Annotated in this window: 39 protein-coding genes and 1 tRNA gene; 9 read left to right on the top strand and 31 right to left on the bottom strand. The window is 66.8% G+C overall.

The window, feature by feature from the left end:
• Positions 1-2: 2 nt before the first annotated feature.
• From P1L41_RS15225 to P1L41_RS15110, 24 genes are read right to left on the bottom strand one after another with little or no spacing between them, the layout of a single operon-like run.
• Positions 3-500 carry an uL15m family ribosomal protein gene (locus tag P1L41_RS15225; RefSeq protein ID WP_276296580.1) on the bottom strand — a complete coding sequence of 166 codons (498 nt, stop codon included), beginning with the start codon at positions 498-500 and terminating at the stop codon, positions 3-5.
• Positions 500-964 (bottom strand): 50S ribosomal protein L30, encoded by a 465-nt coding sequence (gene rpmD, locus P1L41_RS15220; protein ID WP_276296579.1) that lies wholly within the window; start codon positions 962-964, stop codon positions 500-502. Before rpmD ends, P1L41_RS15225 begins: the two co-directional genes overlap by 1 nt.
• Positions 964-1602, bottom strand: a complete 639-nt coding sequence (locus P1L41_RS15215; RefSeq protein WP_276296578.1) for a 30S ribosomal protein S5 — start codon at positions 1600-1602, stop codon at positions 964-966. The genes rpmD and P1L41_RS15215 overlap by 1 nt, the downstream gene beginning before the upstream one ends.
• The gene (locus P1L41_RS15210) at positions 1599-2162 is read right to left on the bottom strand and encodes a 50S ribosomal protein L18 (RefSeq protein ID WP_276296577.1); all 564 of its coding nucleotides are present in this window, start codon (positions 2160-2162) and stop codon (positions 1599-1601) included. Before P1L41_RS15210 ends, P1L41_RS15215 begins: the two co-directional genes overlap by 4 nt.
• The gene (locus P1L41_RS15205; protein WP_276296576.1) at positions 2162-2611 is read right to left on the bottom strand and encodes a 50S ribosomal protein L19e; all 450 of its coding nucleotides are present in this window, start codon (positions 2609-2611) and stop codon (positions 2162-2164) included. Before P1L41_RS15205 ends, P1L41_RS15210 begins: the two co-directional genes overlap by 1 nt.
• Positions 2611-3324: a 50S ribosomal protein L32e gene (locus P1L41_RS15200; RefSeq protein ID WP_276296575.1), complete on the bottom strand. Its 714-nt coding sequence runs from the start codon at positions 3322-3324 to the stop codon at positions 2611-2613. The genes P1L41_RS15205 and P1L41_RS15200 overlap by 1 nt, the downstream gene beginning before the upstream one ends.
• Complete coding sequence (locus tag P1L41_RS15195; protein ID WP_276296574.1) at positions 3324-3860, bottom strand: 50S ribosomal protein L6; 537 nt, start codon at positions 3858-3860, stop codon at positions 3324-3326. Before P1L41_RS15195 ends, P1L41_RS15200 begins: the two co-directional genes overlap by 1 nt.
• A gap of 2 nt (positions 3861-3862) precedes the next feature.
• Complete coding sequence (locus P1L41_RS15190) at positions 3863-4255, bottom strand: 30S ribosomal protein S8 (protein WP_276296573.1); 393 nt, start codon at positions 4253-4255, stop codon at positions 3863-3865.
• Positions 4256-4257: 2 nt separating this feature from the next.
• On the bottom strand, positions 4258-4440 hold the full coding sequence (locus tag P1L41_RS15185) for a 30S ribosomal protein S14 (protein WP_276296572.1): 183 nt from the start codon (positions 4438-4440) through the stop codon (positions 4258-4260).
• Positions 4437-4970: a 50S ribosomal protein L5 gene (locus P1L41_RS15180; RefSeq protein ID WP_276296571.1), complete on the bottom strand. Its 534-nt coding sequence runs from the start codon at positions 4968-4970 to the stop codon at positions 4437-4439. The genes P1L41_RS15185 and P1L41_RS15180 overlap by 4 nt, the downstream gene beginning before the upstream one ends.
• Positions 4963-5721, bottom strand: a complete 759-nt coding sequence (locus tag P1L41_RS15175; RefSeq protein ID WP_276296570.1) for a 30S ribosomal protein S4e — start codon at positions 5719-5721, stop codon at positions 4963-4965. Before P1L41_RS15175 ends, P1L41_RS15180 begins: the two co-directional genes overlap by 8 nt.
• The gene (gene rplX, locus P1L41_RS15170) at positions 5718-6080 is read right to left on the bottom strand and encodes a 50S ribosomal protein L24 (protein WP_276296569.1); all 363 of its coding nucleotides are present in this window, start codon (positions 6078-6080) and stop codon (positions 5718-5720) included. The genes P1L41_RS15175 and rplX overlap by 4 nt, the downstream gene beginning before the upstream one ends.
• Before the next feature lie 4 nt (positions 6081-6084).
• The gene (locus tag P1L41_RS15165; RefSeq protein ID WP_276296568.1) at positions 6085-6483 is read right to left on the bottom strand and encodes a 50S ribosomal protein L14; all 399 of its coding nucleotides are present in this window, start codon (positions 6481-6483) and stop codon (positions 6085-6087) included.
• Positions 6483-6821 carry a 30S ribosomal protein S17 gene (locus P1L41_RS15160; protein ID WP_276296567.1) on the bottom strand — a complete coding sequence of 113 codons (339 nt, stop codon included), beginning with the start codon at positions 6819-6821 and terminating at the stop codon, positions 6483-6485. Before P1L41_RS15160 ends, P1L41_RS15165 begins: the two co-directional genes overlap by 1 nt.
• Positions 6812-7099: a ribonuclease P protein component 1 gene (locus tag P1L41_RS15155; RefSeq protein ID WP_276296566.1), complete on the bottom strand. Its 288-nt coding sequence runs from the start codon at positions 7097-7099 to the stop codon at positions 6812-6814. Before P1L41_RS15155 ends, P1L41_RS15160 begins: the two co-directional genes overlap by 10 nt.
• A complete protein-coding gene (rpmC, locus tag P1L41_RS15150; RefSeq protein WP_276278047.1) occupies positions 7099-7314 on the bottom strand; it encodes a 50S ribosomal protein L29 in 216 nt (71 codons plus the stop codon). Before rpmC ends, P1L41_RS15155 begins: the two co-directional genes overlap by 1 nt.
• Positions 7311-8252, bottom strand: a complete 942-nt coding sequence (locus P1L41_RS15145) for a 30S ribosomal protein S3 (RefSeq protein ID WP_276296565.1) — start codon at positions 8250-8252, stop codon at positions 7311-7313. Before P1L41_RS15145 ends, rpmC begins: the two co-directional genes overlap by 4 nt.
• Positions 8252-8713 (bottom strand): 50S ribosomal protein L22, encoded by a 462-nt coding sequence (locus P1L41_RS15140; protein WP_276296564.1) that lies wholly within the window; start codon positions 8711-8713, stop codon positions 8252-8254. The genes P1L41_RS15145 and P1L41_RS15140 overlap by 1 nt, the downstream gene beginning before the upstream one ends.
• A gap of 2 nt (positions 8714-8715) precedes the next feature.
• Complete coding sequence (locus P1L41_RS15135) at positions 8716-9138, bottom strand: 30S ribosomal protein S19 (RefSeq protein WP_276296563.1); 423 nt, start codon at positions 9136-9138, stop codon at positions 8716-8718.
• Complete coding sequence (locus P1L41_RS15130; RefSeq protein ID WP_276296562.1) at positions 9135-9857, bottom strand: 50S ribosomal protein L2; 723 nt, start codon at positions 9855-9857, stop codon at positions 9135-9137. Before P1L41_RS15130 ends, P1L41_RS15135 begins: the two co-directional genes overlap by 4 nt.
• Positions 9858-9859: 2 nt before the next feature.
• Positions 9860-10117: a 50S ribosomal protein L23 gene (locus tag P1L41_RS15125; protein ID WP_276296561.1), complete on the bottom strand. Its 258-nt coding sequence runs from the start codon at positions 10115-10117 to the stop codon at positions 9860-9862.
• Positions 10114-10854: a 50S ribosomal protein L4 gene (gene rpl4p / locus P1L41_RS15120; protein WP_276296560.1), complete on the bottom strand. Its 741-nt coding sequence runs from the start codon at positions 10852-10854 to the stop codon at positions 10114-10116. Before rpl4p ends, P1L41_RS15125 begins: the two co-directional genes overlap by 4 nt.
• Before the next feature lie 3 nt (positions 10855-10857).
• Complete coding sequence (rpl3p, locus tag P1L41_RS15115) at positions 10858-11874, bottom strand: 50S ribosomal protein L3 (RefSeq protein ID WP_276296559.1); 1017 nt, start codon at positions 11872-11874, stop codon at positions 10858-10860.
• 4 nt (positions 11875-11878) lie between these two features.
• Positions 11879-12724: an RNA methyltransferase gene (locus P1L41_RS15110; protein ID WP_276296558.1), complete on the bottom strand. Its 846-nt coding sequence runs from the start codon at positions 12722-12724 to the stop codon at positions 11879-11881.
• Positions 12725-13070: 346 nt separating this feature from the next.
• Between P1L41_RS15110 and P1L41_RS15105 the strand changes: the two genes are divergently transcribed.
• The 5 genes from P1L41_RS15105 to P1L41_RS15085 all read left to right on the top strand — a co-directional run bounded on the left by P1L41_RS15105 (position 13071) and on the right by P1L41_RS15085 (position 15784).
• Positions 13071-13142 (top strand) — tRNA-Gly (locus P1L41_RS15105).
• A gap of 410 nt (positions 13143-13552) precedes the next feature.
• Positions 13553-13924, top strand: a complete 372-nt coding sequence (locus tag P1L41_RS15100) for a hypothetical protein (protein WP_276296557.1) — start codon at positions 13553-13555, stop codon at positions 13922-13924.
• Between the two features lie 77 nt (positions 13925-14001).
• Positions 14002-14322, top strand: a complete 321-nt coding sequence (locus P1L41_RS15095; protein WP_276296556.1) for an MTH1187 family thiamine-binding protein — start codon at positions 14002-14004, stop codon at positions 14320-14322.
• Positions 14323-14369: 47 nt separating this feature from the next.
• A complete protein-coding gene (gene mch, locus P1L41_RS15090) occupies positions 14370-15302 on the top strand; it encodes a methenyltetrahydromethanopterin cyclohydrolase (protein ID WP_276296555.1) in 933 nt (310 codons plus the stop codon).
• Positions 15303-15316: 14 nt separating this feature from the next.
• The gene (locus P1L41_RS15085; RefSeq protein ID WP_336399416.1) at positions 15317-15784 is read left to right on the top strand and encodes a double winged helix-containing putative transcriptional regulator; all 468 of its coding nucleotides are present in this window, start codon (positions 15317-15319) and stop codon (positions 15782-15784) included.
• Here P1L41_RS15085 and P1L41_RS15080 read toward each other — a convergent pair.
• The 4 genes from P1L41_RS15080 to P1L41_RS15065 form a co-directional block, all read right to left on the bottom strand.
• On the bottom strand, positions 15778-16392 hold the full coding sequence (locus tag P1L41_RS15080) for an NAD(P)-dependent oxidoreductase (RefSeq protein ID WP_276296553.1): 615 nt from the start codon (positions 16390-16392) through the stop codon (positions 15778-15780). The two genes, P1L41_RS15085 and P1L41_RS15080, sit on opposite strands and share 7 nt — an antisense overlap.
• Positions 16393-16437: 45 nt before the next feature.
• Positions 16438-18090 carry a GTPBP1 family GTP-binding protein gene (locus P1L41_RS15075; protein WP_276296552.1) on the bottom strand — a complete coding sequence of 551 codons (1653 nt, stop codon included), beginning with the start codon at positions 18088-18090 and terminating at the stop codon, positions 16438-16440.
• A 214-nt stretch (positions 18091-18304) separates the two neighbouring features.
• Complete coding sequence (locus P1L41_RS15070; RefSeq protein WP_276296551.1) at positions 18305-18994, bottom strand: phosphoglycolate phosphatase; 690 nt, start codon at positions 18992-18994, stop codon at positions 18305-18307.
• Between the two features lie 37 nt (positions 18995-19031).
• Positions 19032-19583 carry a J domain-containing protein gene (locus tag P1L41_RS15065; RefSeq protein WP_276296550.1) on the bottom strand — a complete coding sequence of 184 codons (552 nt, stop codon included), beginning with the start codon at positions 19581-19583 and terminating at the stop codon, positions 19032-19034.
• Between the two features lie 86 nt (positions 19584-19669).
• On the opposite strand from P1L41_RS15065, the gene P1L41_RS15060 reads away from it, so the two are divergent.
• Positions 19670-19876, top strand: a complete 207-nt coding sequence (locus P1L41_RS15060) for a hypothetical protein (protein ID WP_276296549.1) — start codon at positions 19670-19672, stop codon at positions 19874-19876.
• Here the strand turns inward: P1L41_RS15060 and pyrF are convergent, their stop codons facing one another.
• Positions 19877-20689 carry an orotidine-5'-phosphate decarboxylase gene (gene pyrF, locus P1L41_RS15055; protein ID WP_276296548.1) on the bottom strand — a complete coding sequence of 271 codons (813 nt, stop codon included), beginning with the start codon at positions 20687-20689 and terminating at the stop codon, positions 19877-19879.
• A 109-nt stretch (positions 20690-20798) separates the two neighbouring features.
• Between pyrF and P1L41_RS15050 the strand changes: the two genes are divergently transcribed.
• On the top strand, positions 20799-21290 hold the full coding sequence (locus P1L41_RS15050) for a hypothetical protein (RefSeq protein WP_276296547.1): 492 nt from the start codon (positions 20799-20801) through the stop codon (positions 21288-21290).
• Positions 21291-21344: 54 nt separating this feature from the next.
• Here the strand turns inward: P1L41_RS15050 and P1L41_RS15045 are convergent, their stop codons facing one another.
• Positions 21345-21713 (bottom strand): DUF7993 family protein, encoded by a 369-nt coding sequence (locus tag P1L41_RS15045; protein WP_276296546.1) that lies wholly within the window; start codon positions 21711-21713, stop codon positions 21345-21347.
• Positions 21714-22154: a DUF2240 family protein gene (locus P1L41_RS15040; RefSeq protein WP_276296545.1), complete on the bottom strand. Its 441-nt coding sequence runs from the start codon at positions 22152-22154 to the stop codon at positions 21714-21716.
• A gap of 102 nt (positions 22155-22256) precedes the next feature.
• Between P1L41_RS15040 and P1L41_RS15035 the strand changes: the two genes are divergently transcribed.
• Both P1L41_RS15035 and P1L41_RS15030 read left to right on the top strand, forming a co-directional pair.
• Entirely contained in the window at positions 22257-22631 is a 375-nt protein-coding gene (locus P1L41_RS15035) for a 30S ribosomal protein S8e (protein WP_276296544.1), read from the top strand.
• Positions 22632-22841: 210 nt separating this feature from the next.
• Positions 22842-23546, top strand: a complete 705-nt coding sequence (locus P1L41_RS15030) for a metallophosphoesterase family protein (RefSeq protein ID WP_276296543.1) — start codon at positions 22842-22844, stop codon at positions 23544-23546.
• Positions 23547-23550 lie beyond the last annotated feature (4 nt).

Here is a 23550-nt window from a genome sequence, read left to right as displayed (position 1 = left end):
CGTTAGTCCTGGTCTTCTGCGTCGGTTTCGTCCTCTTCGGCGGCGGCCTGGCGCTCCTGGCCCCGCGCTGTCAGCTCGGTACTGCCGCCAGCCGCTTCAATTTTCTCCGTCGCCTGCTCGGAGAAGTCGTCGGCGACCAGCGTGAGTTCGTTGCGAACCTGGCCGGACCCGAGGACCTTCACGACGTCGACTTCGCGGCCGTCGTCGACCACGTCGCGGGCGTCGATGCGGTAGCCGTCGCCGTCTTCTTCGGCGACGCCGTCGGCGGCCAGCAGCGCCGCGTCCTCGTCGAGCTCGCGGACGTCGACCGTCGCGACCTCTTCCTGGACCTTCTGCGGGCGCTTGAAGCCGCTCTTGCCGAGCGGCTCGTAGTTGTGCATCTCGTGCTTGTCGCGGCCGGCGGCCCCGCGGCCACCGCGGTGACCGGCACCGCGACGGTTCTTGTGCGAGCCGCCGCCGTGCGTGCGGGACCCGCGCTGCCGTCGTTTCTTACTCGTCATTATCGCATCGCCTCCAGGAGGTCGTCGATGCCCTCGGAGTCGTGGCGTCCGAGTTCACCGCCTTCCTTGACCGGGTGCTTGATGCCGTCGTGGCCGCCACGCGGCGGGTGCAGACGGAGCGTCGGGGAGAGTCCCTGCTCCTGCAGGGTCGTCTCCTCGGAGATGAGCGCCCACGCCAGACCGGCGATGTCGTCGTAGTCGGTGTTCTCGGCGACCCACTCGTCGTCGACGTCGGCGTCACCCTCGGCGGGTTCGGCGCGCGTCTCCAGGAGCAGTTCGAGCGTCTCCTGGCTGGGCTCGCCGAAGGCCACGTAGTCGTTGACCTTCGTCACCATGCCGTTGTACGTGTCCGTGTCGGGGACGAGCGTCGCGTGGTTGACGTGGTGGACGTTGAGCATCTTCAGCGTGTCGTGGATGTCCGTATCCATGTTGACGTCGCCACGGAGCTGGACGAGCGCGTGCATCACTCGATCACCTCTCGCTTCTCGAAGGTCCGTTCGGGCACACGGGCTTCGGCCGTGTTCTGCAAGGCGTTGAACGTCGCCTTCGCGAAGTTGACCGTCGTGCGGGTGTTGCCCGACGAGCGGGTCCAGATGTCTTCGATGCCGGCGAGCTCGAGCACCTTGCGGACGGTCTCCCCGCCCGCCAGGCCCAGGCCGCGCGGGGCGGGCTGGAGCTCGACCTCGACGCTCCCGGCCTTGCCCTTGGTGCGCAGCGCGACCGTGTGCGGACGGCCACAGCCACACTCCCAGGACCCACAGCCACGAGAGACGTTGATGATGTTCAGTTTGGCGATGTTGATCGCCTTCTGGATGGCCCCGCCGACCTGGTCGTCACGCCCCTCGGCATAGCCGACCAGTCCGTTGCGGTTGCCGACTGCGACGACACAGCGGAACTTCACCCGCCGGCCGGAGTCGGTCATCCGCTGGACCATGTTGATATCCAGCACTTCGTCTTCCAGGTCGGGAACGAGCTGGTCGACGATTTCCGATTCTTTCAGTGGGAGTCCCGAGTTGAGCGCCTCCTGCATGGAGTCGATCTCGCCCTCGACAACTTGCTTGCCGAGGCGTGTCCGGGGTTCCCAGCCGTTGTTACCACTCATAGTTCGATGTCACCTTCCAGTAGTGTCTCCCGCACTTCGTCGAAGTGTTCCGGGAGGTCTGCCGCGTCGAAGTCCCCACTGTACAGCGGTTCGTCCAGCTGCTCGTCGTACTCGGCGATGTGGACACCGCGCGTGCGCTGCCAGTCTGCGAGTACGTCGTCGTTGTGGGGGATGTCCAGGCCGGCGTCGATTGCGCCTTCCTGTATTGCGAAAACTTTGCTTCCGGGGGTCGGGGAGTTGAGGCCGATGTCGAGCACCGCTTCCTCGACGCCCGCATCCAGTGCGCGCAGACCTGCGAGCAGTCCGGTCAGGTACGCCGAGGGCATGTTGCCCGTCGGCGCTTCCCAGCCGTACTCCGCGAGGTCGCTCGACTGTGCGGACGCGAGGGTTCGGTCGCCGTCTGGCCCGAGAGTCACCAGCTGCGCCCTGACGTGCTTGTTACTCTTTCGAGCAACGAGGCGGGGCTTGCCGGATTTCAGCAGGCGCAACCGCTGATGGTAATCGGTTCGGGCCTCGCGGCGTCGCCGCATCGGCACCTTGTATCGTGGTCCTGTCGCCATTATTCGTCACCGTAGTTTGCTTCGATGTATCGTTCGAGGTCCGCCACGCTGTCGAACTCGCCACCGCCAGCCATGTCGTAGAGCTTGCGGTACTCGGTCTTCGAGAGCGTGCCGTCGTCGCGCAGCTCGCGCAGCGTCGTCCGCTGGGCGCGGATGCGCGACGTCCAGTCTTCCTTCTCGTTTCGCCGGGCCCCGGCCTTCCCTTTGCGGGTGCCGGCTCCCTTCTGGTGGCCGTAGGAACGCTTCTGCTGGCGTTCGCGTGCGCGGCCACGGGAGTTGCCCTTCTTGTCTTTCGCCGTGATGGCGCCTTCGTCGACCAGTTCGCGGATGTCTTCGCGAGTGATCGCGTCGGCGATGTCGCCCTGTCGCTCGGGGTCGAACCAGAGGCGGTTCTTCCCGACGTCGAGGACGTCCGCTGCGAGTCGCTTCTGTGCTTTGAGGTTCGTCATCACTCACTCACCTCCACTTCGACGTAGGTTGGGTTGAGGACGCGGATGCCCGCTGCCTCCGCCTCCTCCTCGATTCGCTCGCGCTTGCGAGCGCCGACCTTCGAGGCGATGCGGACGGCCTCGACGTCGCCGTCGACGCCGTCCAGGTCGTCCACGTTGTGGACGCGGACTTCCTCGAAGCCCGAGGGGTGCTTGCCGCGCACGCCCTTCGGCGAGCGGAAGCCCGCCTCGACGGTGTCGCCCTTGCCCTTGATGCCGCGGCGCTGCTTCGAGAGCTGCCCGCGGGGGCGGCGCCACGATGTCGAGACGCGCTTCTTCTTGTGGTGGTCCTGCCGGTTGAACTTCGGCTTCCCGACGCGGTGGCGCTGTGCCAGCAGTCGGGCCTCCTCGTCGTCCAGGCCCGGCGTCTTGTCGGCGAGCCCGCGGGGCTGGAGCTCCGTCTCCACGTCCTCGGCCGGCTCGTCGTCCTCGGTCTCGTCTTCGACGTCGGCCTCGGCCTCCTCGGCGACCTCGAGGCCACCGACGTCGGCCTTGATTCGGGCCGCGAGGGCGTTACCGACGCCCTCGGCCTCGGCCAGCTCGGACTGCTCTGCGCGGCGCACGTCTTCGACCGTCTCGAAGCCGGCCTCGCGCAGCGCGTTGGCCTTCGCGTCGCCGACGCCGCTGATGTCGGTGAGTTCCTCGAACTCGTCGTTGGATTCGTCGTCTGCCATCAGGCGTCACCTCGCGACGGTTTCTGGGTGATGTACACCCCGTCCTGGAACACCCGGACGTCCTTGTCGTTGACGCGGGTGAGCTGTTCGATGTCCGCGGCGGTCTGGCCGACGGCCTCGATGTCCGAGCCCGTCAGGGTGAGTTCCTCGCCGTCGATCTGGACCTCGGTGTCCCCGTGGATGGTAGTCCGACGGGCGGCGCGCTCGCCGAGGAAGTTCTCGATGACGACTTCGTCACCTTCGACGTTGACCTGCATGGGGAAGTGAGAGTAGAAGACTTCCATCTCGTACTCCCAGCCCTCGGTCACGCCGTGGAACATGTTCTCGATGTGGCTCTCGAAGGTACCCATCGTCGACATCGTCTTCGCGTCGTCCTCTTCGGACTCGATGACGACGGTGTCGCCGTCGACGGAGACGTCGATGTCGGGGTACCAGAGCCGACGTGTGACTGTGCCGTTGGGACCGTCGACGGTGACGTCGAGGTGGTCCATCTCGGCGGACACGTCCTCCGGAATCTGCAGTTCTACTCGTGGCATTGTTAGTACACGTACGCGATGACTTGGCCACCGACGCCTTCCTCACGAGCCTCGTAGTGGCTCATGATGCCGTGGCTGGTCGTGACGACGAGGGTCCCGTAGTCACGGGCGGGGAGGAATCGCTTCTCCCACTTCTCGAACTCGTCGGCCCCTGCTGAGTAGCGGGGCTTGACCGGGCCACACTCGTTGATGGCACCTTTCAGTTCGACCTCGAACTCGCCGGCTTTGCCGTCGTCGACGAAGGTGAACCCGTCGATGTACCCGCGGTCGTAGAAGACCTCGAGGACGGAGCCGATTTCGTTCGAGGCGGGCGATACAGTCTGCTCCAGATGCCCGACGCTCTCGGCGTTGTTGATGGCCGACAGCGCGTTGGCGAATGGGTCGTTTCCTGTCATGGTTAGCTGTACTTCTTGAAGCCCATTCCCCGCGAGATCTCGCGGAAGCACTGGCGACACAGCCAGATGTCGTACTTGCCGACGAGTCCCTGCTGGCGCCCGCAGCGCTGGCAGGACTCGAGCTGGCCGGTCCGTTCTGCCTCTGTGTCGGCGTCGGGCTCGTCCTGTGTTTCACTTTCGCTCATTCGCTCACCTCCACGTCGAAGGTCGACTCGACGAACGCGACGGCGTCGTCGGGGTTGAGTCGATGGTTCGAGGGAATCGACCGGGACGCCTTGTCTCGCTTGGCGACGCGGTAGCCGGGGCGGACGAGGTTGACGGTGACGTCCAGCCCGTAGATTCCGATGCTCGGGTCGTACTCCTGGCTCGGGAACTCAGTGTGTTCCTCGACGCCGAAGCTGAAGTTGCCGGTGTCGTCGAACTGCGTCGACTTGAGGTCGGCGAGCGGCAGCGCAGTCTCGAGGAACGAAGCGGCGGTCGCGTCACGCAGTGTGACCTTCGCGCCGATGGGGTCGCCCTCGCGGATGTCGAACTCGCCGACGGTCCGCTTTGCCTTCGTTCGGACGGGCGTCTGGCCGGTAATCTGGCCGAGGATGTCCTCGGCGTTGGCCAGGTCGCGGCCACCGTGGCCGATGCCCATGTGGACGACGACCTTCTCGATGCGCGGTTCGCGCATCTCGTGGAAGTCGGCGCCAGATCCCGTTTCACTACTCATCGTCATCACCCTCGTTCGCGGCTTCGCCGCTCACGGTTTCCGATTCGTCGTCCGAATCGCCTGTGAAGTTCTCGTCGATGACGACGACGTACTCCTCGATGGTCTCGAAGCCCTCGCCGTCGTCCTGGGCGACCAGGACGTTGTTCTGTGCGGAGCCGGGCGTGACCTGAATCTCGTCGACCGTACCGATTTCGCCGGCGTGGGTGCCGTCGACGGCCGTGACGAGCGCGCCCTCCTCGTAGACGAAGTGGGCGACGATGTCGCCGGACTCGTTGTCGACGACGATGGAGTCGCCGCCGGAGTAGGTCTGGTCGTCCTCGACGACGAGCGTCGACCCGTCGTGGAGTCCGAGCTGGACCTCGCCGTCGGCGACGTGGGTCTTGCTGACGATCTTCCCGAGACGGGACTCGGCGGCGTCGGCCTCGATGGCCGTCAGCGCCAGTCGACCGCCCTCGCCGGGGAAGACCCGGTAGTACTCCTCGCGCTCGGTGAAGGCCAGGATGTCGAACATCCCGACGGGGCGTTCCTCGTCGGAGACGGCCTTCCCGTTGATGCGGACGTTGTCCTCGTTGAGCGCGTAGCGCGCTTCCTTGCGGTTGTCGGCGTAGCCGAGCACGTCCCGCAGGACGATGAGCAGGGGAACCCCCGACTCACCGTGCGGGCCGGCGCCGGCCTTGACCGTGAACGTGGCTGTCTTGCGCTCTACGGGCCAACTGTTTGGCACCGAGAGGCGTTTCTGGTGGTTGCTCATGCGGAATCATCCTCCGATTCGAGACGCACGACTCGCTTCGAGTCCTCGGTGTCGAGGTCCGTCACGCGGACGTTGGAGGTGTCCAGCGGCCGGGGGACCTCTTCGCCATCCGTCTTCTCGAGGGTCACGCCCTCGACGTGGATGACGGCTTTCTTGAGGTCGACGTTGATGACTTCGCCATCTTCGCCGGCGTAGTCACCGCGAAGCACTTCCACCGTGTCACCGGCGTTGACGCGGACGTTGCGCTGGTCGTACTCCTCGCGGAGCTCGTCCGAGAGCGTCGCCCGCACCTGCTTGTGCTTCTCGTGCAGCGAGGCGCGTCGTTGACTCGTTCGCTGTTTGTGTGGTTGCTCACTCATGGTTCTATACGATCATCGTCGCGGCGGACGCGACACTCCCGAATCGCTCTGCGACTTCCCGAGCGATGGGCCCCTTGAGTTCGGTCCCGCGGGGGTCCTCGTTCTCGTCGACGATGACGGCCGCGTTGTCTTCGAACTTGACGCGGGTGCCGTCGGGTCGGCGGATGGGCTTTCGCTGGCGGACGACGACGGCCTCGAGCACCTGGCGACGCATCTCGGGCGTCCCCTTGGTGACCGACACCGTGATCTTGTCGCCCAGGCCGGCCTTCGGGTGCCGATTCTTCGTCCCCGAGTAGCCGTGGACGGAGATGACCTTGAGCTCGCGTGCGCCCGTGTTGTCGGCACACGTGATGAGCGAGCCCTTCGCGAGGCCCTGCGTGACGTCTGCGCCGAGCGCTTCCATCACGCATCACCGTCCTGTTCGTCCGCGACCACGCCGACGACGACGTGGCTCTTCGTCTTCGAGAGCGGTCGACACTCTGCTACTGTGACCGTGTCGCCGACTTCGAGTTCGAGGCATTCGGGTGCGTGGGCCGGAATCCGGCTACGCCGCTTCATGTAGCGGTCGTATTTGGGCACCTTCACGTCGTACTCTCGCTCGACGACGACGGTCTTCTGCATATCGGTGGAGACGACCTCGCCGTCCAGTGTCTGTCCTCGCACGGAGAGCTCTCCGTGGAAGGGACAGTTCTGGTCGGCACAGGTCTCCTCCGGTTCCTGTACGTTCAGTCCTAGCGCCATTGTGAATCTCCTGTGTTCTCTGTGCGTCGAGCGGGACGGGCGACGAGTCGCTCGCCATCCACTCGGACGGTTTCGCCCGAGTCGAGGTCGAACGCGAACGTCGCGCTGTCCTTCGGCACGCGCCACACCCGGTCGGCTCCTTCGATTGCCAGCGTCCGGGTCGTCTCGCTGACGACGCGGCCGGCGAGCCCGACGACGTCCGGGTTGGACGCCGCGACGACCTCGACGTCGAGGCCGACGAGTTCGTGTCGGGGGAGCGTCTCGGGTGTCAGTGGCATTATTCGTCCTCCTGCAGGTCGCCTTCTTCCCGCTGAATCGTCTTGATGCGGGCGACGGCTCGTCGCAGCTCGCTGATGCGGCCCGGGTTGTCCGGGGCGCCACCCGCCGCCTGCACGGCGCGGGCGTTCAGCAGTTCCGTCTTGAGGTCCTCGAGCTCCGCCTCTCGCTCGGCGGGGGTCATGTCGCGGACCTCCTGGACGTGGAGGACGGTCATTCGTCGTCATCCTCCTCGTCGTCTGCGGACTCCTCGTCCGCGTCGTCCATCTCGTCCATCAGTTCCTCGGCTTCGGCCTCGACGTCCTCGTCGAGTTCCTCGTCGACGGCGTCTTCGAGCTCGTCGACGTCGACGTCTTCCACGTCGTCGTCGGTCGGGACTTCGACCTCTTCCTCGACGATCTCCTCGTCGAGGACCTCCTCGGCGTCGACGTCGTCGGCCGGCTCCGCTGCCGTCTCGTCGACGGCTTCGGGGGCCTCGGCGTCGGCTTCCTCGGGTTCGCCTTCGAGGAGTTCCTCGACGGATTCGCCCTCGGTGTCGGCGACGTAGTCCTCGACATCGGCGTCCTCGTAGATTTCGAAGTCGTCGGGAAGCTCCGCGTTGGGCGGGATGATCTTGACCCGGACACCGATGGTGCCCAGCTTCATCACCGCGACGCCGACGCCGCTGTCGACGATCTCCTCGGCGGGTTCGCCGTTGTGTTTGATGTAGCCGCGGTTGAACTTCTCGACGCGGGAGCGGGCGCCCGTGACCTTCCCGGAGAGGACGATCTCGGCACCCAGCGCGCCGGACTCCATGATGCGGTCGATGGTGGTGTGTCCGGCCTTGCGGAAGTACCAGCCACGCTCTAGGGCGTTGGCCAGTCGGTCCGCGACGATGCGGGCGTTGAGGTCCGGCTCGTCCACTTCCTGGACGTCGATCTGGGGGTCGTCGAGGTCGAACCGCTCCTCGAGTTCCGTCGTGATCTTCCGGATGTTCTTCCCGCCCTTGCCGATGACCATCCCTGGCTTCTCGGCTTTGAGGACGATCTGCGTGCCCATCGGCGTCTTGGCGACGTCCATGCCGCCGTAGCCGGCGCGACCGAGTTCGTCTGCGAAGAACTCGTCGATCTGGGTCCGCTGGAGCCCGTCCTCGATGAACTGGAGTTCGTCGGCCATTATTCCTCGACCTCCTCCAGGACGAGTTCGACGTCGACCAGCGGCGTGTTCCAGGGGGAAGCCCGGCCCATCGCGCGCGGTTTGCGACCCTGCTGTTCGCCGACCTTGTGGGCGGCGACGTGCATGATCTCCATGGATTCACCGTCGAATCCCTGGTGGTCGGCGTTGCCGACGGCGTTCTCGAGCAGGTCGATGAAGGCCTCGCTGGCCTTCTGCGGGAAGCGTCCGGCGTCCCATCCGTCGACCTTGCTCTTGTGACCGACGCCCGAGTTGTGCTGCTTGAACGCGACCGGCTGGTCGCCCTCGATGACTGCCTCGAGGAACTCGACGGCGTCGCTCGCCGTCTTGCCCTTGATCTCCCGGGCGATGGCCTTGCTGTGCTTGTGGCTCATCTGCCGTTCCCGAAGCATCGCTTTCGCGGTGGTCTCCGGGTCGGCGTCGACTGAGTAGCTGATTCCCATGATTACTTGAGCGGTACGAACTTCGAGGAGCGGGTCGCCCCGATACCGGCCTGACCGTGTTCGACCGAGGTGCGGGTGAGCTGGAACTCACCGAGGTAGTGGCCGAGCATCTCCGGCTCGACCTTGACGCGCTCGAAGTCCTGGCCGTTGTGGACGGCGAAGGTCAGCCCGACCATCACCGGGACCACCGGCATGTCGCGCAGGTGCGTCCGGATGGGGTCGTTGGCCGTCGCCTCCTCTTCGGCGTCGCGTGCCCTCTCCAGGAGCTTGTGTTTCTCCTCGGTCAGGCCGCGTGTGATACTTCGCCGCTGGCGTGCGGGGAGCAGTTCCGCGACTTCGTCGAGCTCCATCGCCTGCAGCTCGTCGAGCGTGTGGCCGCGGAAGGAGAACTCTCCTTCGTGGCCGATTTGATACTCTGAACTCATTCGTTACCACCTCGGCCGGTTCGCTTCGAGGCGATGTCCCCGACCTTGCGACCCGGCGGTGTGTTGCGCGAGACGGACTTTGGCTTGCCGGGGTGCTGTCGGCCGCCGCCACCGAACGGGTGGTCGACGGCGTTCATCGCGACACCACGGACGCGAGGCCACTTCGTCCCGCGGGCTTTCATCTTGTGGTGCTTGTTGCCGGCCTTGACGAACGGCTTGTCCGTCCGACCGCCACCGGCGACGACGCCGATGGTGGCGCGGCACTGCGGGTCGAGGCGCTTCATCTCCCCGGAGGGGAGCTTGACGACCGCGACGTTGCGGTCGTGGGTGAGCAGCGTGGCGTTGACGCCCGACGCGCGGGCGAACTTGCCGCCGTCACCGGGACTGCCTTCGACGTTACAGACCGGGACACCCTCGGGGATCTCCGCGAGTGGGAGCGTGTTCCCCGGGGCTATCTCGGCGCTGACGCCGACCTGCAGTTCGTCGCCCACGCCGACGCCTTCCGGCGCCAGCACAAGTCGACGGTCGCCGTCTTCGAACTCGACGGCGGCGACCGGAGCCGACCGGGCCGGGTCGTGTTCGATGTCGACCACGGTGCCGGAGATGACGTCTCCGTCTTCGACCTTGCGGTGCTCCAGGTTCGCCTTGTAGCGGTGCGACGGCGCTCGGAACGTCGAGGAGCCGCGACCGCGTCGTTGTCCTTGGATTCGTCGTCCCATTCTTAGAACACCCCGATTCTGGAGGCGACCTCTTGGGCGTCGTCGTCCGCGGAGAGGCGGACGACGGCCTTTTTGAGGCCTTTCATCGTGTTCTGCGTGTTCACACCGTCGACCGTGACCTCGTACTGCTCCTCGACGGCGTCGGCGACGTCGGCCTTGGTGGCCCCGTCGGCGACGACGAACTGGAGCTTGTTCTGGAAGTCCATGTCGTTCATGGCCTTCTCCGTGACGTACGGGTACTTGATGACGTCGACGCTCATCGGTCGGCCACCTCCACGGCGGCGGACTTCGTGAACACGGTGAGTCGACCGGGCTGGCCGCCGGGGGCGAGGTCTTCCGTGTTGACCTCGCGCGCGGTGGCGACGTCGACACCGGCGAGGTTGCGGGCGGCCCGCGACGGCTCCTCGCTGGTGACGAACAGAATCGAGGAGGGGCGGCGGTACTTGCGTCCGCGTGCCTTCCCCTGTCCGGCCTTGATCTTCGTCTCGTCGGCGCGCTCGATGTCCGCGTGGACGCCGAGCGCTTCGAGGACGTCGACGACCTCCTGGGTCTTCACGAGGTCCTCGAAGTCGTCGGAGACGACGACGGGGACGTCCTCGCGGTCGAACTCGTGGCCGCGTTCGGCGACGAGGTCGGCGTCCGTCGTGGCGGCGAGCGCCGAGCGGACGGCGAGTTTGCGTTCCTTGTCGTTGATGTCCTTCGAGCGGTCCTTCTCGGCTTTCGGCGGGTGGGCGCGTCGCCCTTTCACCGTCTGCGGGACGCGGCGGCCACGGCCGTTCTGCTTTGGCACGTGGGCCTGTCCGCGACCGCTACCGAACGACTCGGCCGGCGTGCGGAGGCCAGCGTACTCGTCGGCGCCGTAGTCCTGTTTGCGGTTTGCCTGGGCGGCGGTGACTGCCTTGGCGATGAGGTCACCTCGGACCGGTGTCTCGAAGACGTCCGGAAGGGTGATCTCGCCGTCGGCCTCGCCGTCCAGGTCGTAGATAGTTGCCTGCATGGGTTATCCCTGGTTCGACTCCGTAGAGACGTAGCGCACCTCGGGGTCGAGGCGCGGCTGGTCGTTCGGACGCACGGCGGGCCGGAAGCGCACGAGGCGCTTGTCCGGGCCGGGCACCGAGCCCTTCACGAGCGTGTACGGGCCGTCGACCTCGCCGTAGTTGATGAAGCCACCGTCGACGGTGGCCTCGTCGCCCTCGGCGATGTCGATGAGGCGCTTGTTCAGCTCGGTGCGCTGGTGGTAGCCGGTCTGCCCCTGCTGGGGGACCGTCGAGCGCACGCGGGATGGGTTCCACGGGCCGAGGTTGCCGATGCGTCGGCGCCAGCCCTGGCGGGCGTGCTTGCCCTTCCGCTTCTGGACGCCCCAGCGCTTGACGGGACCCTGCGTCCCTTTGCCCTTGGTGACGCCCGCGACGTCGGCGTACTCGCCGGCGCGGAAGACGTCGTTCATCGAGTGCTCGCCGCCTTCCGCGACGAGTTCGAGGGCGTGGTCGAGGCGGTCCTCGACGGACCCACCGCCGACGCGAGTCTCCATCACGTCGGGCTTCTTCTTCGGGACGCTCGGGACGGCGTCGGGGACAGTGTGCGTGATGAGGCGCACGTCTCCGAGATTGCCGGCCGCGAGTGCGTCGCGGATCTGTTCCTCTGCAGCGTCCGGGTCGTGGTCCTCCGGCAGGTTCAGGGTCCGGTCGAGGTCCGTGTGGAACTCGTCGGTCCAAACCTCCGTCAGCGGACGCTTACCGTACGGCGTGTCTTCGTACGCACGCAGGGCGACGGCGCGCATCGGCGGCGTCTCGACGACCGTCACGGGGACGGTCTCCTCCATCCCTTCGCGGGGGGAGTTGGGTTCGTCGTTGACGAGGACGACGTGTGTCATCCCCGCCTTGTAGCCGGCGAAGCCCTGGACGCCCGGCTGGCCGTCATCAGAGGGCCAGCTGTTGAAGCGAGGCGTCTCGCTCGTCGAGCGCTTGCGCGGGCCGAAGCCCAGCGAGCCTTTGCGTGGTCTGCTTGGTTGTGGCATTCGTTTACTCCGTGAGGGTTAGACAGGCGAGGGAGGCGAACATCGCTTCTTCAGTTCGCACGACCTCGCTGCCCTGGTTCGGAACCGTATTCAGCCAGAGGTCGAACCCTGCGGGCTCGTCTCCTGTCTGGTCTCCCCGAACGGCGTCCGGGTCCACGTCGAGTATCGCCGGCAACCCGCGCTCGGGTGCGCCGAAAGCGACTGTCATGCCGCCCTCGGAGTCGCGCCGTTCGGCCACCTGGCCGAGACGGTGCGTCGACACTGGCTCACCGTACCGCGATGACGCGATGGTGAGTCCGGCGTCGTCACGCGAGAGTGCCGCATCGAGGTCCGCGGCGTCCACGTCGTACCCGGGAACGGGTGCGTCGACGAGTTTCGCCCGGACCGGCCGTCGCGAAGAGACCCTGACGGTCACGCGCTCCCCCTCGCCCGCGTCCATACCGTCTGGAACGGGGAGGGAGATCGGGTGTTGCATGCCGCAATTGACCCGAACGCGCCCATCAGCTCCGACCTCGGTCACGATTCCCTGTCTTAACGACCCCGAACCCTCGGATCCGGAGCCGGTCTGTGAACGCACGCGGAGCGGCGGCAGGACACCGACGTACTCTAACTCGTCCCGCTTATCCCACATCTCCTTTCGGAGGTGCGGGGGCGTCGCGGCGTACCGAAGTACGGTTTCGACGAACCCGTCTTCCCACTTCCCCCGCCCGTCTGGGTCGGGGAACACTGTCAGCCGGTCGGCCCGGAAGACGGTGGCCGCGCGGGCCACGTATCCGAGCTTGCGAGTTGCCTCGCGTCGGTCCTCGGCTTCCCGTGTGAGGGAAGACGGCACGAGTACGCTGGTCGTCATGCCGTGACGCTTCCACGTCGCGCCACTAGACTGTGCCGATACGTCTCCTTCCCGGGCTTAAAAAGACCCCGCTTCACGCGCGCGGTGCGACGCGTTCACATGGGTCGTCAGGGTCCCCTGCGCGTGAATCGCTCTCACGGCGTTTGCCGCTTCCGAAACGGTGGGTCCTGGTCCCGTCCCGCACGGCCGTCGACCGCTCACAACCGGTGTGAATGCCCTCGTGTCCCACGATTTTCCCCGGAAAACGGAAGGCTTTTTACTATCACCCCCGCCAGATTTGATTGCAACAGGGCGCTGGTACCGAGCGGGCGCAGTGCGGCCGCGAGGGTCAGGGCGAACGAAGTGAGCGCTGGTAGTGTAGTTGGTATCACGTGACCTTGCCATGGTCACAACCTGGGTTCAAATCCCAGCCAGCGCATTTCTGTCGAACGCTACTTCCCGAGCGACCGCTGTGCGTGTCGCTCGGTTCGCGTGAGACTGTCTGCGTACTGGATTAGAACCCTATCAGTCGCAGCGTCCGCAGCGAACGGAGTGAGCGAGGACGACCGTCTGAGTCCGGTTCAAATCCCAGCCAGCGCATTTCTCTACATTCAACTTGCGAGCGACGCGTTTCATCGCGTCGCGTCCCGGAGGTTGTGAAATCGCACTGGATTCGAATCACGGACATCCGAGCGACGCGAGGATTTGCACCGGGTTCAAATTCCAACCGGCACACGTCTGTCGAACGCTCCATTCCGAGCGAACGCTGCGCGTGTCGCTCGGTAGTCGTCCAAGAGCGCTCCGTCGGGCGGACAGTATAAATTGTCGCTCGACCTATACTATCGACAGATGGTCCTCGCAATCGGTCACTTCGCACTGGGCGCGACGCTGACGACGGTCCTCGTCGTCCTCCTGGGGTCCCGCGTCCCGTTCCCACGGACGGTCGTTCTCCTCGGCGGGGGCTTCGCGCTGCTGCCGGACCTCCAGCAGATAGATCCACTCGCCGGCCCCACGCTGGCCGCCTTCCACAACTCCGCGGTCGCCGACCTGTTCTGGTTCCACCGCACGCTCGACGTCCTGGATCCGGGGGACTCCGCCCTCGTCGCCGGCGCGCTGGTCGCGGTGTTCGTCCTCGTGACCGCCGTCTCGGAGCTCTGGGACTACCACCTCCCGGCCACCGTCACCGACGTCGGCGACGGCATCCAGGGCACCGACGACTGAGTGACTAGGGTGCGTGCGTGCGAGTCGATGAGTGACCACGGAACACCACTTTTGCCGTTCGGGCCGGTAGCCAGCACATGGCCTGTATCGGATTTCTCTCCGTAGCACCGGTCGTCGAAGAGAGTATGGCACCCTACGTCGCCGACGCCGTCGACGCGCTGGACGCGTTCGACGTCGAGTACGAGACGACGCCGATGGGGACGATAATCGAGGCACAGGACAGCGAGGAGCTGTTCGCGGCCGCCCACGCCGCCCACGAGGCGGTGGGTGCACGGTCGGACCGCGTCGAGACGTTCCTGAAGGTCGACGACAAGCGGAACGTCGACCAGCGCGCCAGCGAGAAAGTCGAGGCCGTGGAGGCGGAACTGGGTCGCGAGGCCCGGAGCGGCGGCGACTGACTCCCGAGAAGCGAAGTTGTTTATCCGTCGCTCCCGACCCGGGCGACATGGACAGTCTCAATCGCATGGCCACGGAGCTGGTCGACGAGGCCATCGACTTCGCGGACGAACTCACCATCGACGTCCACGCGCTGGACGGCGACGCGGCCGTCCTCGACTTCGGTGTCGAGGTGCCCGGCGCCGTCGAGGCCGGGATGTTGCTCGCCGAGATACAGACCGCCGGGCTGGCGACGATCCAGACGACCATGGATAGTGTCGACGGCGCGCCGCTGACACACCTCGAGCTGTCGACGGACCACCCCGCCCTCGCGCTGCTGTGTTCACAGAAAGGGGGCTGGGAGCTCAGCACCGGCGACTTCGAGGGGCTGGGGAGCGGGCCCGCCCGGGCACTGGTCGCCGAGGAGGACGTCTATCAGCGTATCGGCTATCGGGAGTCGGCGGACTTCGCCGTGCTCGCAATCGAGACGGACCAGTTGCCCGACGAGACCGTCGCCGCGCAGGTCGCCGAACGCACCGGCGTCCCGGAGACGGGTGTCTTCCTCGCCGTGTTCTCGACGGCGAGCGTCACCGGGAGCGTCGTGGCGGCCGCCCGGGCCGCCGAACTCGCGGTCTTCCGCCTCTCGGAACTGGGCTTCGACCCCGCCGCCGTGCTCTCGGCGAACGCCCGCGCGCCGGTCGCACCGGTGGCCGGCGACGAGGCGACGGCGATGGCCCGGACCACCGACGCGCTGGCCTACGGCGCCGAGGTCCACTTGACCGTCGACGAGTCGTTCGACCGGTTCGACGAGGTGGCCTCCGTCGCGGCGACCGAGTACGGCGTTCCGCTCGAAGCGGTCTTCGAGGACGCCGAGTGGGCGTTCGAGGACCTCCCGGTGGAGCTGTTCGCGCCCGCGCAGGTGACCATCGACGTCGTCGGCGGTGACACCCACGTTGTCGGCGAGACGAGCGAGGACGTGCTGGCCGAGAGCTTCGGCCTCTAATCGTGCGCTACAAGGTGGCTCCGGCGCCCCGGTCGCTCGATGCACTCGCCGAAGTTCGAGCGGCGATTCCGCTGGTCCCCGAACCGGAAGCCGATTGCTGTCGGGCCATCCAGCGCGCTACCGACTGTGCGACCCGCGACGAAGCGAGAACCGTTCTCACCTTCCTGCAGGCACTCGGCCTCGTCGGCGAGTCGGAGCGTGGCTACCACCGGACCCAGCGACCGCTCGACCGGGGAGCGGCCGCCGAGGCGTTCCGCAGGAACGTCTTCCTCGTCGACGAGCTCCTCGTGGCACTCGAAGCGGAATCACGGGACACAGACGAGGCGTTCGCGGCGATTCGCGAGGAGATTCCGCGCTGGGAGCGCAACCGCCACGCCGACTGGACGGCTGTCTGGCGGGACACCGTCTCGAATCTACTGGCGTGGGGCGTGGTGTTCGGACTCCTGACCGACGGCGACGGCTACGCGCTCGCCGCTCAGTAGGCGATTCCGACCCGCTCGCCGACGTGGTCGTTACTGACCAGCTCCCGGTAGACGAACGTCGCGATGTCGCCGACCGATATCGACTGGCCGCCGTCCGGAAGGTAGTCCGTCGCCGTCCGGTAGTGGTTGGTCACCTGCCCGTCGGGCATCAGGGGGGGACAGACCAGCGTCCAGGCGAGCGACGACGACCGGACCGCCTCGAACGCGCGGTAGTGAGCGTTGGCGAGCGCGCGCATCGTGTCGGGGAACTCCTGGGTCTCGAGGCGGAGGCGGGCCGGCGTGGCCTGGAGGATGCCGTCCGCACCGACGGCGACCAGCCGCTCGACGGACGCGGCCTCCATCGCCTCGACGATGTTCACCATCCCCGCTTCGAGGACCGGCACGCAGTCGTCGTTGTCGGGTCCGAGCGCGCTGCAGACGGCGTCGTGGCCCGGCACTGCGTCACCGACCGCGTCCACGTCGCGGACGTCGCCGACGACTGTCGGGACGTCAGGTGGGACCTCTTCGGCATCCCGGACGAACGCGGTCACGTCGTGCCCCTCCGACCTGGCCTGCTGGAGGACGCGGCTGCCGACCCGGCCGCTCGCGCCGAAGAGGAGAATGTGCATAGGTGTTGTTCGAGCTGAAGGACCGGACGATAAAATAGCGGATACCTAACGAGGGTGCTCATCCACCGGAGCGACGTCGGTGACGGTGCCGACGCCCTTCGAGCGCCCCTCCCGGAACACGAACTTCTGGCCCGCTTCGACGAGGTACGACCGGAACTTGAATCGAACGCGCGTGCGCCCGGCGTCGCCGGGGAGCAACTGGCCGCCCTCGGGGGTGAAGACGGCGGCCTCGCTCACTGTCTCGAGGTGGACGACCGGCTCGTACCCCTCGCCGATACGTGTCGGGTGGTTCAGGACCATGACCTCGGCCTCGAACTCGCGGACCGGTGTCGGGTCGGCGTCGCGCGGCAGCAGGGCCATCCCGCGCTCGATGTCGGCCTCGCGGACGCCCTTGAGCGCGATACCGACGATGCGTCCCGCCTTGGCCTCGTCGACGCGGTGGTAGTGCATCTCGATGGAGCGGACCTCAACCTCGCGGAAGGCACCGTCCTGCATCGGCCCCAAGAGGAGTTCGTCGCCGGCCTGGACCTCGCCGGACTTGATGGTGCCCGACGCCACCGCGCCGACGCCCTGGACGTTGTACGTCCGGTCGACGTACATCCGGAACTCGCCGTCTTCCCCGGCGGTCTTCGGGAGCGACTCGAACATCGCGTCGAGGTCGGCGAAGCCCTGCTGGGTGACGGCGCTCGTCTTCAGCACGGGGACGACCGTCTCTGAGATCTCCTCGATGGCCGTCTCGACGCCGTGGCGCTCGACGCGGAGCGGGGTCTTGTCCACCTCGCGCAGCGCGCTCTCGACCTCACGTTCGACCTCTTCGACCCGTTCGTCGTCGACGAGGTCGACCTTCGTGAGCGCGACGATGGTCGGAAGGTCCGTCGCCAGCAGGATGCCCAGGTGCTCGCGTGTCGTCGCAGTCACCCCGTCGTCGACGGCGACGGTCAGCAGGCCGTAGTCGAGTTTCTGGCCGACCAGGCCGCGGATGGTCGTTCGGAGCCACGGTTCGTGACCGACCGTGTCGACGAACGACACCAGCCGGTCTGACTCCTCGACTACGCGCGCGCGGTCGGTCTTCCGATGCGGGTTGTCCATCCTGACCGGACCGTCGTCGTCGAAGCCGTAGACGCCGTACGAGAGGTCCGCCGACAGCCCGCGCTCGACCTCGTGGGGCTGGACGTCGAGGAAACTCCGGGTGTCGCCTTGGCCGTCGTCGGCCGCCCCGGTCACCAGCGACCCGACGAGTGTGGACTTGCCGTGGTCGACGTGGCCCGCCGTTCCGACGACGATGTGGTCGTCGTCCGTGAGGACGGACCCCTCGGTGATGATGGCGACGCCGACGATACCACGTGGCTTCGCTTCGTCTTCGGTCGCGTCGTGGTCCCCGACCCCGTCGACGCCCCAGGTCTGGACCTCCTCGATGTGTGCACCGGCCTCGTCGGCCAGCAGACTCAGGACGTCCATCGACTCGGAGAACTCGGCCGGCGAGATGCCGGCGATACCGCCGTTGTCGGTGACACCGATCACGTATGTGGCCTCCCCGTCCCCCGAGAGGACGCGGTGGCGCAGCTGGGCCGCGAGGGACTCGAGTCGCCCGTCGGACAGATGCAGGTTCTCGGTGAGCCGTTCTTTGAACTCGACGCTACCGCCCTCCTGTTCCCCGCGTTCCAGCGCGCGGTTCAGGACGGCCCGGTCGGGGCTCATGTCCCCCCGTAACGGAGGACGAGATAAAAGCCTTCCCCGGTATTGGGGCCGCTATTGCCTACTGAGCCGGGTGCGTGACTCACCCTCTCACCCTCCGGACCGTACGACTATTTATCAGTCATGACGGGCCCACTCCGCCCTGTGCACTGAACGGCCACGCGGGGCATAGCGGGAGCGCGACGCCACCCCGCGTGGACGGCCGTGGCGTCGCCTGTTAGCCCCGGTACGGAGCCACGGCTTCGAGGAACCCGTCGGCGTACGATGCGTCGGTCACGCGGTCGGCCCGGGACAGGGCCATCTCGTCGGCGTTGGCGACGGCGACGGACTCGCCGGCGACGTCGAACAGTTCCGCGTCGTTCTCTGAGTCGCCGACCGCGATGAACTCCGCCGGCGTGCGGTCGAGCTCAGAACAGATTGTCTCCAGCCCCCGTCCCTTGTCCACGCTCGGGTCGACGACGTGGTAGGCGAAGCCGGTGTCGAGCACTCGCAGTCCCCGTTCGGTCGCGATTCGCTCGAGTGGGGCCAGCGGCTGGTCGATGTTCACGACGACCTCCGTCTCTCGCCAGCGGTTCGCCAGGTCAATGCGACCAAAACCCAGGTCGTGTCCCGCCTCGCGGTACTCGTCGGCGACACGGATAGCGGCCTCCTTGTCGCCCTCCAGACGCAGCGTGTCGGTCGCCTCGACGAACACCACCCCGCCGTTCTCGGCGACCACTGCCCGTTCGATGCCCAGGAACTCACAGAGGGCGATGGGAAACGGCATGGCCTTCCCGGTCGCGATGACGACGCGGTCCGGCCACTCCCGGAGGACTGGGAAGACCCGCGGGTCGATGGCGCGGTGTCTGTCGGTCAGCGTTCCGTCGATGTCGACGACGAGCGGCGGGACGTCGCTGTCGGCTTCCATACGCCCCCTTGCGAGTCCGGTGGTTTCCCGGTTGCGGTCAGTCGTCGGTCAGCCGCTCGTAGGCCGCCTTCACCCGCTTGAACTCGGTCTCGCTCCCGGTCTCGGTGTCAGGGTGGACCTCCTTGACCTTCTCCCGGTAGGCCTGCTTGACCGCCCGCTGGTCGGCGCTCGGGTCGAGGTCGAGTCGCTGGTAGGCCTCGGCGGTCGACGGGCCACGTGACCGCTGGACGCGCTGGCGCTGCTGGCCTGTGCGGCTCCGCCGTCGCTGCCGTCGCTGCCGGCGGTTCCCACCTCGCTCCCCCGCTGCCCGCTGGCCGTCGCGCGGCGGTCGCCAGTCGTCTCGCGGGCCCGCCCCGAACCCACCGCGAGCCGTCCGCCGGGTTCCCGTGGCCGCCTGGCGCTCGACGCGCTCGTAGACGCTCGCGGCCATCTTCCCGCTCAGATGGTAGTACATGAAGTACGTCGAGGCCGCGAACATCGCCGCGAGAAAGAGCACCGCCGGGTTCGCGAACAACCCGACGGCTGTGAGGGCCACCGTCATGACGGCGAACACCGCTGCGATACCCGTGATGAGCCGCTCGTACTGCACGAACAGTCCTTCGGTCCAGAGAACCGTAAGCGTCTCGCCTGTCGTCGAGCCAAGCGTTCAAGACGCTTGCCGTGCTATCGTTTCACATGAGTGTCTCGGGACTCTGTGCGGTCTGCAACCACTCGGACGTCGAGCACACCTGCGACCGGTGTGGGAGTCTGGTCTGTGACAAGCACTGGGACGCGGAGACCGGGTTCTGCGTAGAGTGTGCGAGCGAGGTCTGTCCGCCGGCACGCGGGGAGACATCCGACTCGGAGGACCGCCCCGACGGCGTCGACACCTACCGGTTCTGACTAGCGGAACTGGTTGAGTCGTCGTTTGAGCTGTTTCGCCGACTGGCCGGCGGCGTCGAAGAAGTCCCCGTGGGCGTCCTCGCCAGCGAAGATGATACCCCGCGAAGAGTTGACCAGCCCGACACCGTCTGCCAGCCCATGTTCGACGGCCGCCTCGGCGTCGCCGCCCTGGGCGCCGACGCCGGGGACGAGGAACGGGATGTCCGGGACGAGTTCGCGGATGGATTCGAGCTCGTCGGGGTTCGTCGCCCCGACGACGAGCCCGACGTTACCGTTGTCGTTCCAGAGGTCGGCGAGGTGGACGACGCGCTCGTACAGTGGCTCGCCGGATGCCAGTTCGAGGTCCTGCAGGTCCGCACCGCCTGGGTTGGAGGTCCGACCGAGCACGAACACGCCCTTGTCGGCGCGCTGGAGGAAGGGTTCGAGCGAGTCGCGACCGAGAAACGGGTTGACCGTGATGGCGTCGGCCGCGGGCCCAGCGTCGTCGTCGAGAATCCGGGCGTACTGCCGGGCGGTGTTGCCGATATCGCCGCGTTTGGCGTCGAGCAGGACCGGGACGTCCTTCCCGTGGGCGTACGCGATGGTCTCCTGGAGCGCCCGCCAGCCGTCGGCGTCCTCGTAGAACGCGGCGTTGGGCTTGTAGCAGGCGGCGTGTTCGTGGGTCGCATCGATGATACGGCGGTTGAACTGCCAGCGCGGGAGGTCGGCGTCCCGGACGGTCTCGGGGAGGCGGTCGGGGTCCGGGTCGAGCCCCACGGAGACGACGCTATCCGCCGCGGTGATGCGGTCCGCGAGCCGGTCGAAGAAGTGCATGGATATCGCCGCGAGTGGCAGGGACACAAGCGTTTCCTTCTCAACCCGCCGATATCATGGATGATAATTGGGCCAGCGGGTATTAATCATCTCCTCGAAAATTTGGGCTATGGACCGTTCTCTGAACGTCGGACCAGTGGCCGAGACGCTCCCGAATCTCGGGCGGATGCTGGATGACTCGAGACTACGCCCCCTGGGGCTCGCCGGTGGCATGACCCTGCTGGGGGTCGGCGCCTTGCTCTCACTCGTCCCGCCGGGCGCGCCGGGCGCGTTCTGGGCGAACGCCGTCGCGGCGACGCTCGTCTTCCTCGGCGTCCCGCTGTTCTGCCTCGGCCTCGCGGCCCCCGAGCCATCGAACCCGTACTTCCAGTTCGGGGTGAACCTCTCGCCCCACCAGCGCCAGGCCGTCGCGACCGGTGGCGTGGCTATCACGCTCGCCCCGCTCGTGGTCATCGCTGGCATCCCCTTCGGCGTCTCGCTACCGGTCATCGTGACCGCCGCGGCCTTCGCGTTCGTCGGCGCGGCGCTCGTGCTCACCGGGTTCATCGCCTGGACGGCGGAAGTTATCGCGGAACCGAACTCGGCCTACAGTAACAATTGACACGGTTTACACACCGACCGCACTGCTGTCGTGCGGTCGGGTGTGCACTGAGGTTCACTGACTACTATCGTTCTCCAGCATCGCGACGAGCTCGTCGACGAGTCGCTTCACCGAGGCGCCGCTGTGGGCGACCAGCACCGTCCCTTCGGCTGTCGACTCGACGGTGACGTCGTCCCGTTCGACCGCCACCGACGGGGTCGCGGGCAGCGTCAGTCTCGCCGTCTCGGGTGTGACGTGGACGGTCCCGATTCGCTCGCCATCGAACTCGACAGCGTAGGCGAACGCCCCCTCGTCGGTGGGTGCCACGTCTCGGTCCGCATCGGTCACTTGCACGGCGGCCAGCGGGCCTCCTTCGAGCCCGGTCAGTTCCGAGGCGAGCAGTTGGCCGATTCGCTTCCCGTCGGTGATGTGGTCCTCGACCATCTACAGCCCCTCCCGCGCGTCGGCCGCGACGTCGCTGACGTCGACGCCCTCACTGCGAGCGTAGACGACGGCGGCAGCCTCCAGCGTCACTCCGAGCTCGGACTGGAGGCTGTTTATCTCGGCGACCGCCGTCTGTTTCTCGACGCCGGTCTCAAGCACCGTATCGAGGACGCGCTCGAACGTCGACCGCGACTGGAGGATGTCCTCGCCCGGCGCGAACCCGTCCGGGATTTCGACGCTCCCCGGCTCGAAGACGGCCACGAGCTCGTCGCCGTCCTGTTCGACGAGGCCCTCGCTGGCGGCGATGTCGACGAGGGTCTTGGCCTGGTCCGGCGAGAACCAGCCCCGGTCCAGCGAGAGCGCGACGACGAACTCGCTTTCGGCCATGCGTTCCGTGCCGCGCTGGCGGAAGGGCGCGGCCACGGCCGTCTTGAGACTCATCGTTCTGGGTGGTGCGTGCGCCGAGGGTAACGATTACGATTGCGCGGCGGCCGACAGTTCGGCATCGAACGGTTCAAGTAGCCGCTGGGACATTCCTCGGGTATGAAAGACCAGGGACGCTCCCCTCGCAAGCGGACAGGCGGTCGGCGCCGGCCGAACCACAAGAAGAAGAAACACGAGCTCGGCACGGAGTCCACCGAGACGCAGGTGGGCGACCAGAAGCTGAAGGTCGTCGACTCCCGCGGCAACACCAGCAAGGTGCGTGCCGTCACGACCGACGTCGCGAGCGTCGCGGACGGCGCCGAGACGGTCGAGGCGACCATCGAGAACGTCGTCGAGAACCCCTCGAACCCCAACTACGCCCGCCGGAACATCATCACGAAGGGCGCGCTCGTCGAGACCTCCGAGGGCACCGCCCGCGTCACCTCCCGTCCCGGTCAGGACGGGCAGGTCAACGCCGTCCTCGAAGAGGAGTAAGGCGGAACCGAGTCGGTTTTCTCGCTCCCCACCACCTCCCGTAGCGACGGCGCCGGTCCAGCGACAGGGTCCCTACGCAGCAGTGGCCTCCGGAGAACTGAGCGAACTATATTCCTACGGACGGATATATAGCGAACATATAAACTGCCTAAGTGTGGTCGGTCGTATGAACTGATACATACTCCGCCACGGGAGCGGTGACCGATACACATGAACGCTGGACCGACACTCAACCCGACGCTCGATGCCGCACACCGACGAATCGACCGCACCCAGTGGGACAACATCTACGTCGTCGGGGACGTTCACGGCTGCCGTGGCACCCTCGAACAACTCCTCGAGACGCTCGACCCGAGCGAGAGCGAACTGGTGGTCTTCGTCGGTGACCTGGTCCGGAAGGGGCCCGACAGCAAGGGGGTCGTCGACATCGTCCGCGACCGACCGAACCTCGTGAGCGTCCGCGGCAACAACGAACAGAAGCTGATCGACGGCCGCAAGTCTATCGACGCGCTGACCGACGCCGACCTCGAGTTCATCGAGTCGATGCCCGCGGTCATCTCGTGGGACGGCGCCATGGTCGCCCACGGCGGCGTCGACCACCGGAAACCCGTCGTCGAACACTCGCTGACGGAGCTGCTGAACATGCGCTCGCTCGTCCCGGACGGGAGCTACGACCGCCCCTACTGGTTCGAGGCACGCCGCGAGGGTCCCCGTATCTACTTCGGTCACACGGTCCTTGCAGCGCCCCACGTCACCGACTGGGCCGTCGGGCTCGACACTGGCTGCGTCTACGGCGGTCAGTTGACTGCCTACGACACCAATGGGGAGAAACTGATAACTGTCGACCCGCCGAAAACATATCAAGAGCGGTCGTCGGACAGCATCGTCCAGCCCCAGTCCGTCCCGCTGCCATAGGCGC

This window comes from Haloarcula ordinaria, from assembly GCF_029338275.1.
In the GTDB taxonomy this organism is placed as follows: domain Archaea; phylum Halobacteriota; class Halobacteria; order Halobacteriales; family Haloarculaceae; genus Haloarcula; species Haloarcula ordinaria.
Note: the sequence above shows the minus strand (reverse complement) of the source record. Positions and strands in the feature narration are given on the sequence as shown.

Coding starts and splice junctions, on each gene's coding strand:
- P1L41_RS15225 (WP_276296580.1), bottom strand. CDS start 500: ATGACGAGTAAGAAACGACGGCAGCGCGGGTCCCGCACGCACGGCGGC.
- rpmD (WP_276296579.1), bottom strand. CDS start 964: ATGCACGCGCTCGTCCAGCTCCGTGGCGACGTCAACATGGATACGGAC.
- P1L41_RS15215 (WP_276296578.1), bottom strand. CDS start 1,602: ATGAGTGGTAACAACGGCTGGGAACCCCGGACACGCCTCGGCAAGCAA.
- P1L41_RS15210 (WP_276296577.1), bottom strand. CDS start 2,162: ATGGCGACAGGACCACGATACAAGGTGCCGATGCGGCGACGCCGCGAG.
- P1L41_RS15205 (WP_276296576.1), bottom strand. CDS start 2,611: ATGACGAACCTCAAAGCACAGAAGCGACTCGCAGCGGACGTCCTCGAC.
- P1L41_RS15200 (WP_276296575.1), bottom strand. CDS start 3,324: ATGGCAGACGACGAATCCAACGACGAGTTCGAGGAACTCACCGACATC.
- P1L41_RS15195 (WP_276296574.1), bottom strand. CDS start 3,860: ATGCCACGAGTAGAACTGCAGATTCCGGAGGACGTGTCCGCCGAGATG.
- P1L41_RS15190 (WP_276296573.1), bottom strand. CDS start 4,255: ATGACAGGAAACGACCCATTCGCCAACGCGCTGTCGGCCATCAACAAC.
- P1L41_RS15185 (WP_276296572.1), bottom strand. CDS start 4,440: ATGAGCGAAAGTGAAACACAGGACGAGCCCGACGCCGACACAGAGGCA.
- P1L41_RS15180 (WP_276296571.1), bottom strand. CDS start 4,970: ATGAGTAGTGAAACGGGATCTGGCGCCGACTTCCACGAGATGCGCGAA.
- P1L41_RS15175 (WP_276296570.1), bottom strand. CDS start 5,721: ATGAGCAACCACCAGAAACGCCTCTCGGTGCCAAACAGTTGGCCCGTA.
- rplX (WP_276296569.1), bottom strand. CDS start 6,080: ATGAGTGAGCAACCACACAAACAGCGAACGAGTCAACGACGCGCCTCG.
- P1L41_RS15165 (WP_276296568.1), bottom strand. CDS start 6,483: ATGGAAGCGCTCGGCGCAGACGTCACGCAGGGCCTCGCGAAGGGCTCG.
- P1L41_RS15160 (WP_276296567.1), bottom strand. CDS start 6,821: ATGGCGCTAGGACTGAACGTACAGGAACCGGAGGAGACCTGTGCCGAC.
- P1L41_RS15155 (WP_276296566.1), bottom strand. CDS start 7,099: ATGCCACTGACACCCGAGACGCTCCCCCGACACGAACTCGTCGGCCTC.
- rpmC (WP_276278047.1), bottom strand. CDS start 7,314: ATGACCGTCCTCCACGTCCAGGAGGTCCGCGACATGACCCCCGCCGAG.
- P1L41_RS15145 (WP_276296565.1), bottom strand. CDS start 8,252: ATGGCCGACGAACTCCAGTTCATCGAGGACGGGCTCCAGCGGACCCAG.
- P1L41_RS15140 (WP_276296564.1), bottom strand. CDS start 8,713: ATGGGAATCAGCTACTCAGTCGACGCCGACCCGGAGACCACCGCGAAA.
- P1L41_RS15135 (WP_276296563.1), bottom strand. CDS start 9,138: ATGAGTTCAGAGTATCAAATCGGCCACGAAGGAGAGTTCTCCTTCCGC.
- P1L41_RS15130 (WP_276296562.1), bottom strand. CDS start 9,857: ATGGGACGACGAATCCAAGGACAACGACGCGGTCGCGGCTCCTCGACG.
- P1L41_RS15125 (WP_276296561.1), bottom strand. CDS start 10,117: ATGAGCGTCGACGTCATCAAGTACCCGTACGTCACGGAGAAGGCCATG.
- rpl4p (WP_276296560.1), bottom strand. CDS start 10,854: ATGCAGGCAACTATCTACGACCTGGACGGCGAGGCCGACGGCGAGATC.
- rpl3p (WP_276296559.1), bottom strand. CDS start 11,874: ATGCCACAACCAAGCAGACCACGCAAAGGCTCGCTGGGCTTCGGCCCG.
- P1L41_RS15110 (WP_276296558.1), bottom strand. CDS start 12,724: ATGACGACCAGCGTACTCGTGCCGTCTTCCCTCACACGGGAAGCCGAG.
- P1L41_RS15100 (WP_276296557.1), top strand. CDS start 13,553: ATGGTCCTCGCAATCGGTCACTTCGCACTGGGCGCGACGCTGACGACG.
- P1L41_RS15095 (WP_276296556.1), top strand. CDS start 14,002: ATGGCCTGTATCGGATTTCTCTCCGTAGCACCGGTCGTCGAAGAGAGT.
- mch (WP_276296555.1), top strand. CDS start 14,370: ATGGACAGTCTCAATCGCATGGCCACGGAGCTGGTCGACGAGGCCATC.
- P1L41_RS15080 (WP_276296553.1), bottom strand. CDS start 16,392: ATGCACATTCTCCTCTTCGGCGCGAGCGGCCGGGTCGGCAGCCGCGTC.
- P1L41_RS15075 (WP_276296552.1), bottom strand. CDS start 18,090: ATGAGCCCCGACCGGGCCGTCCTGAACCGCGCGCTGGAACGCGGGGAA.
- P1L41_RS15070 (WP_276296551.1), bottom strand. CDS start 18,994: ATGGAAGCCGACAGCGACGTCCCGCCGCTCGTCGTCGACATCGACGGA.
- P1L41_RS15060 (WP_276296549.1), top strand. CDS start 19,670: ATGAGTGTCTCGGGACTCTGTGCGGTCTGCAACCACTCGGACGTCGAG.
- pyrF (WP_276296548.1), bottom strand. CDS start 20,689: ATGCACTTCTTCGACCGGCTCGCGGACCGCATCACCGCGGCGGATAGC.
- P1L41_RS15050 (WP_276296547.1), top strand. CDS start 20,799: ATGGACCGTTCTCTGAACGTCGGACCAGTGGCCGAGACGCTCCCGAAT.
- P1L41_RS15045 (WP_276296546.1), bottom strand. CDS start 21,713: ATGGTCGAGGACCACATCACCGACGGGAAGCGAATCGGCCAACTGCTC.
- P1L41_RS15040 (WP_276296545.1), bottom strand. CDS start 22,154: ATGAGTCTCAAGACGGCCGTGGCCGCGCCCTTCCGCCAGCGCGGCACG.
- P1L41_RS15035 (WP_276296544.1), top strand. CDS start 22,257: ATGAAAGACCAGGGACGCTCCCCTCGCAAGCGGACAGGCGGTCGGCGC.
- P1L41_RS15030 (WP_276296543.1), top strand. CDS start 22,842: ATGAACGCTGGACCGACACTCAACCCGACGCTCGATGCCGCACACCGA.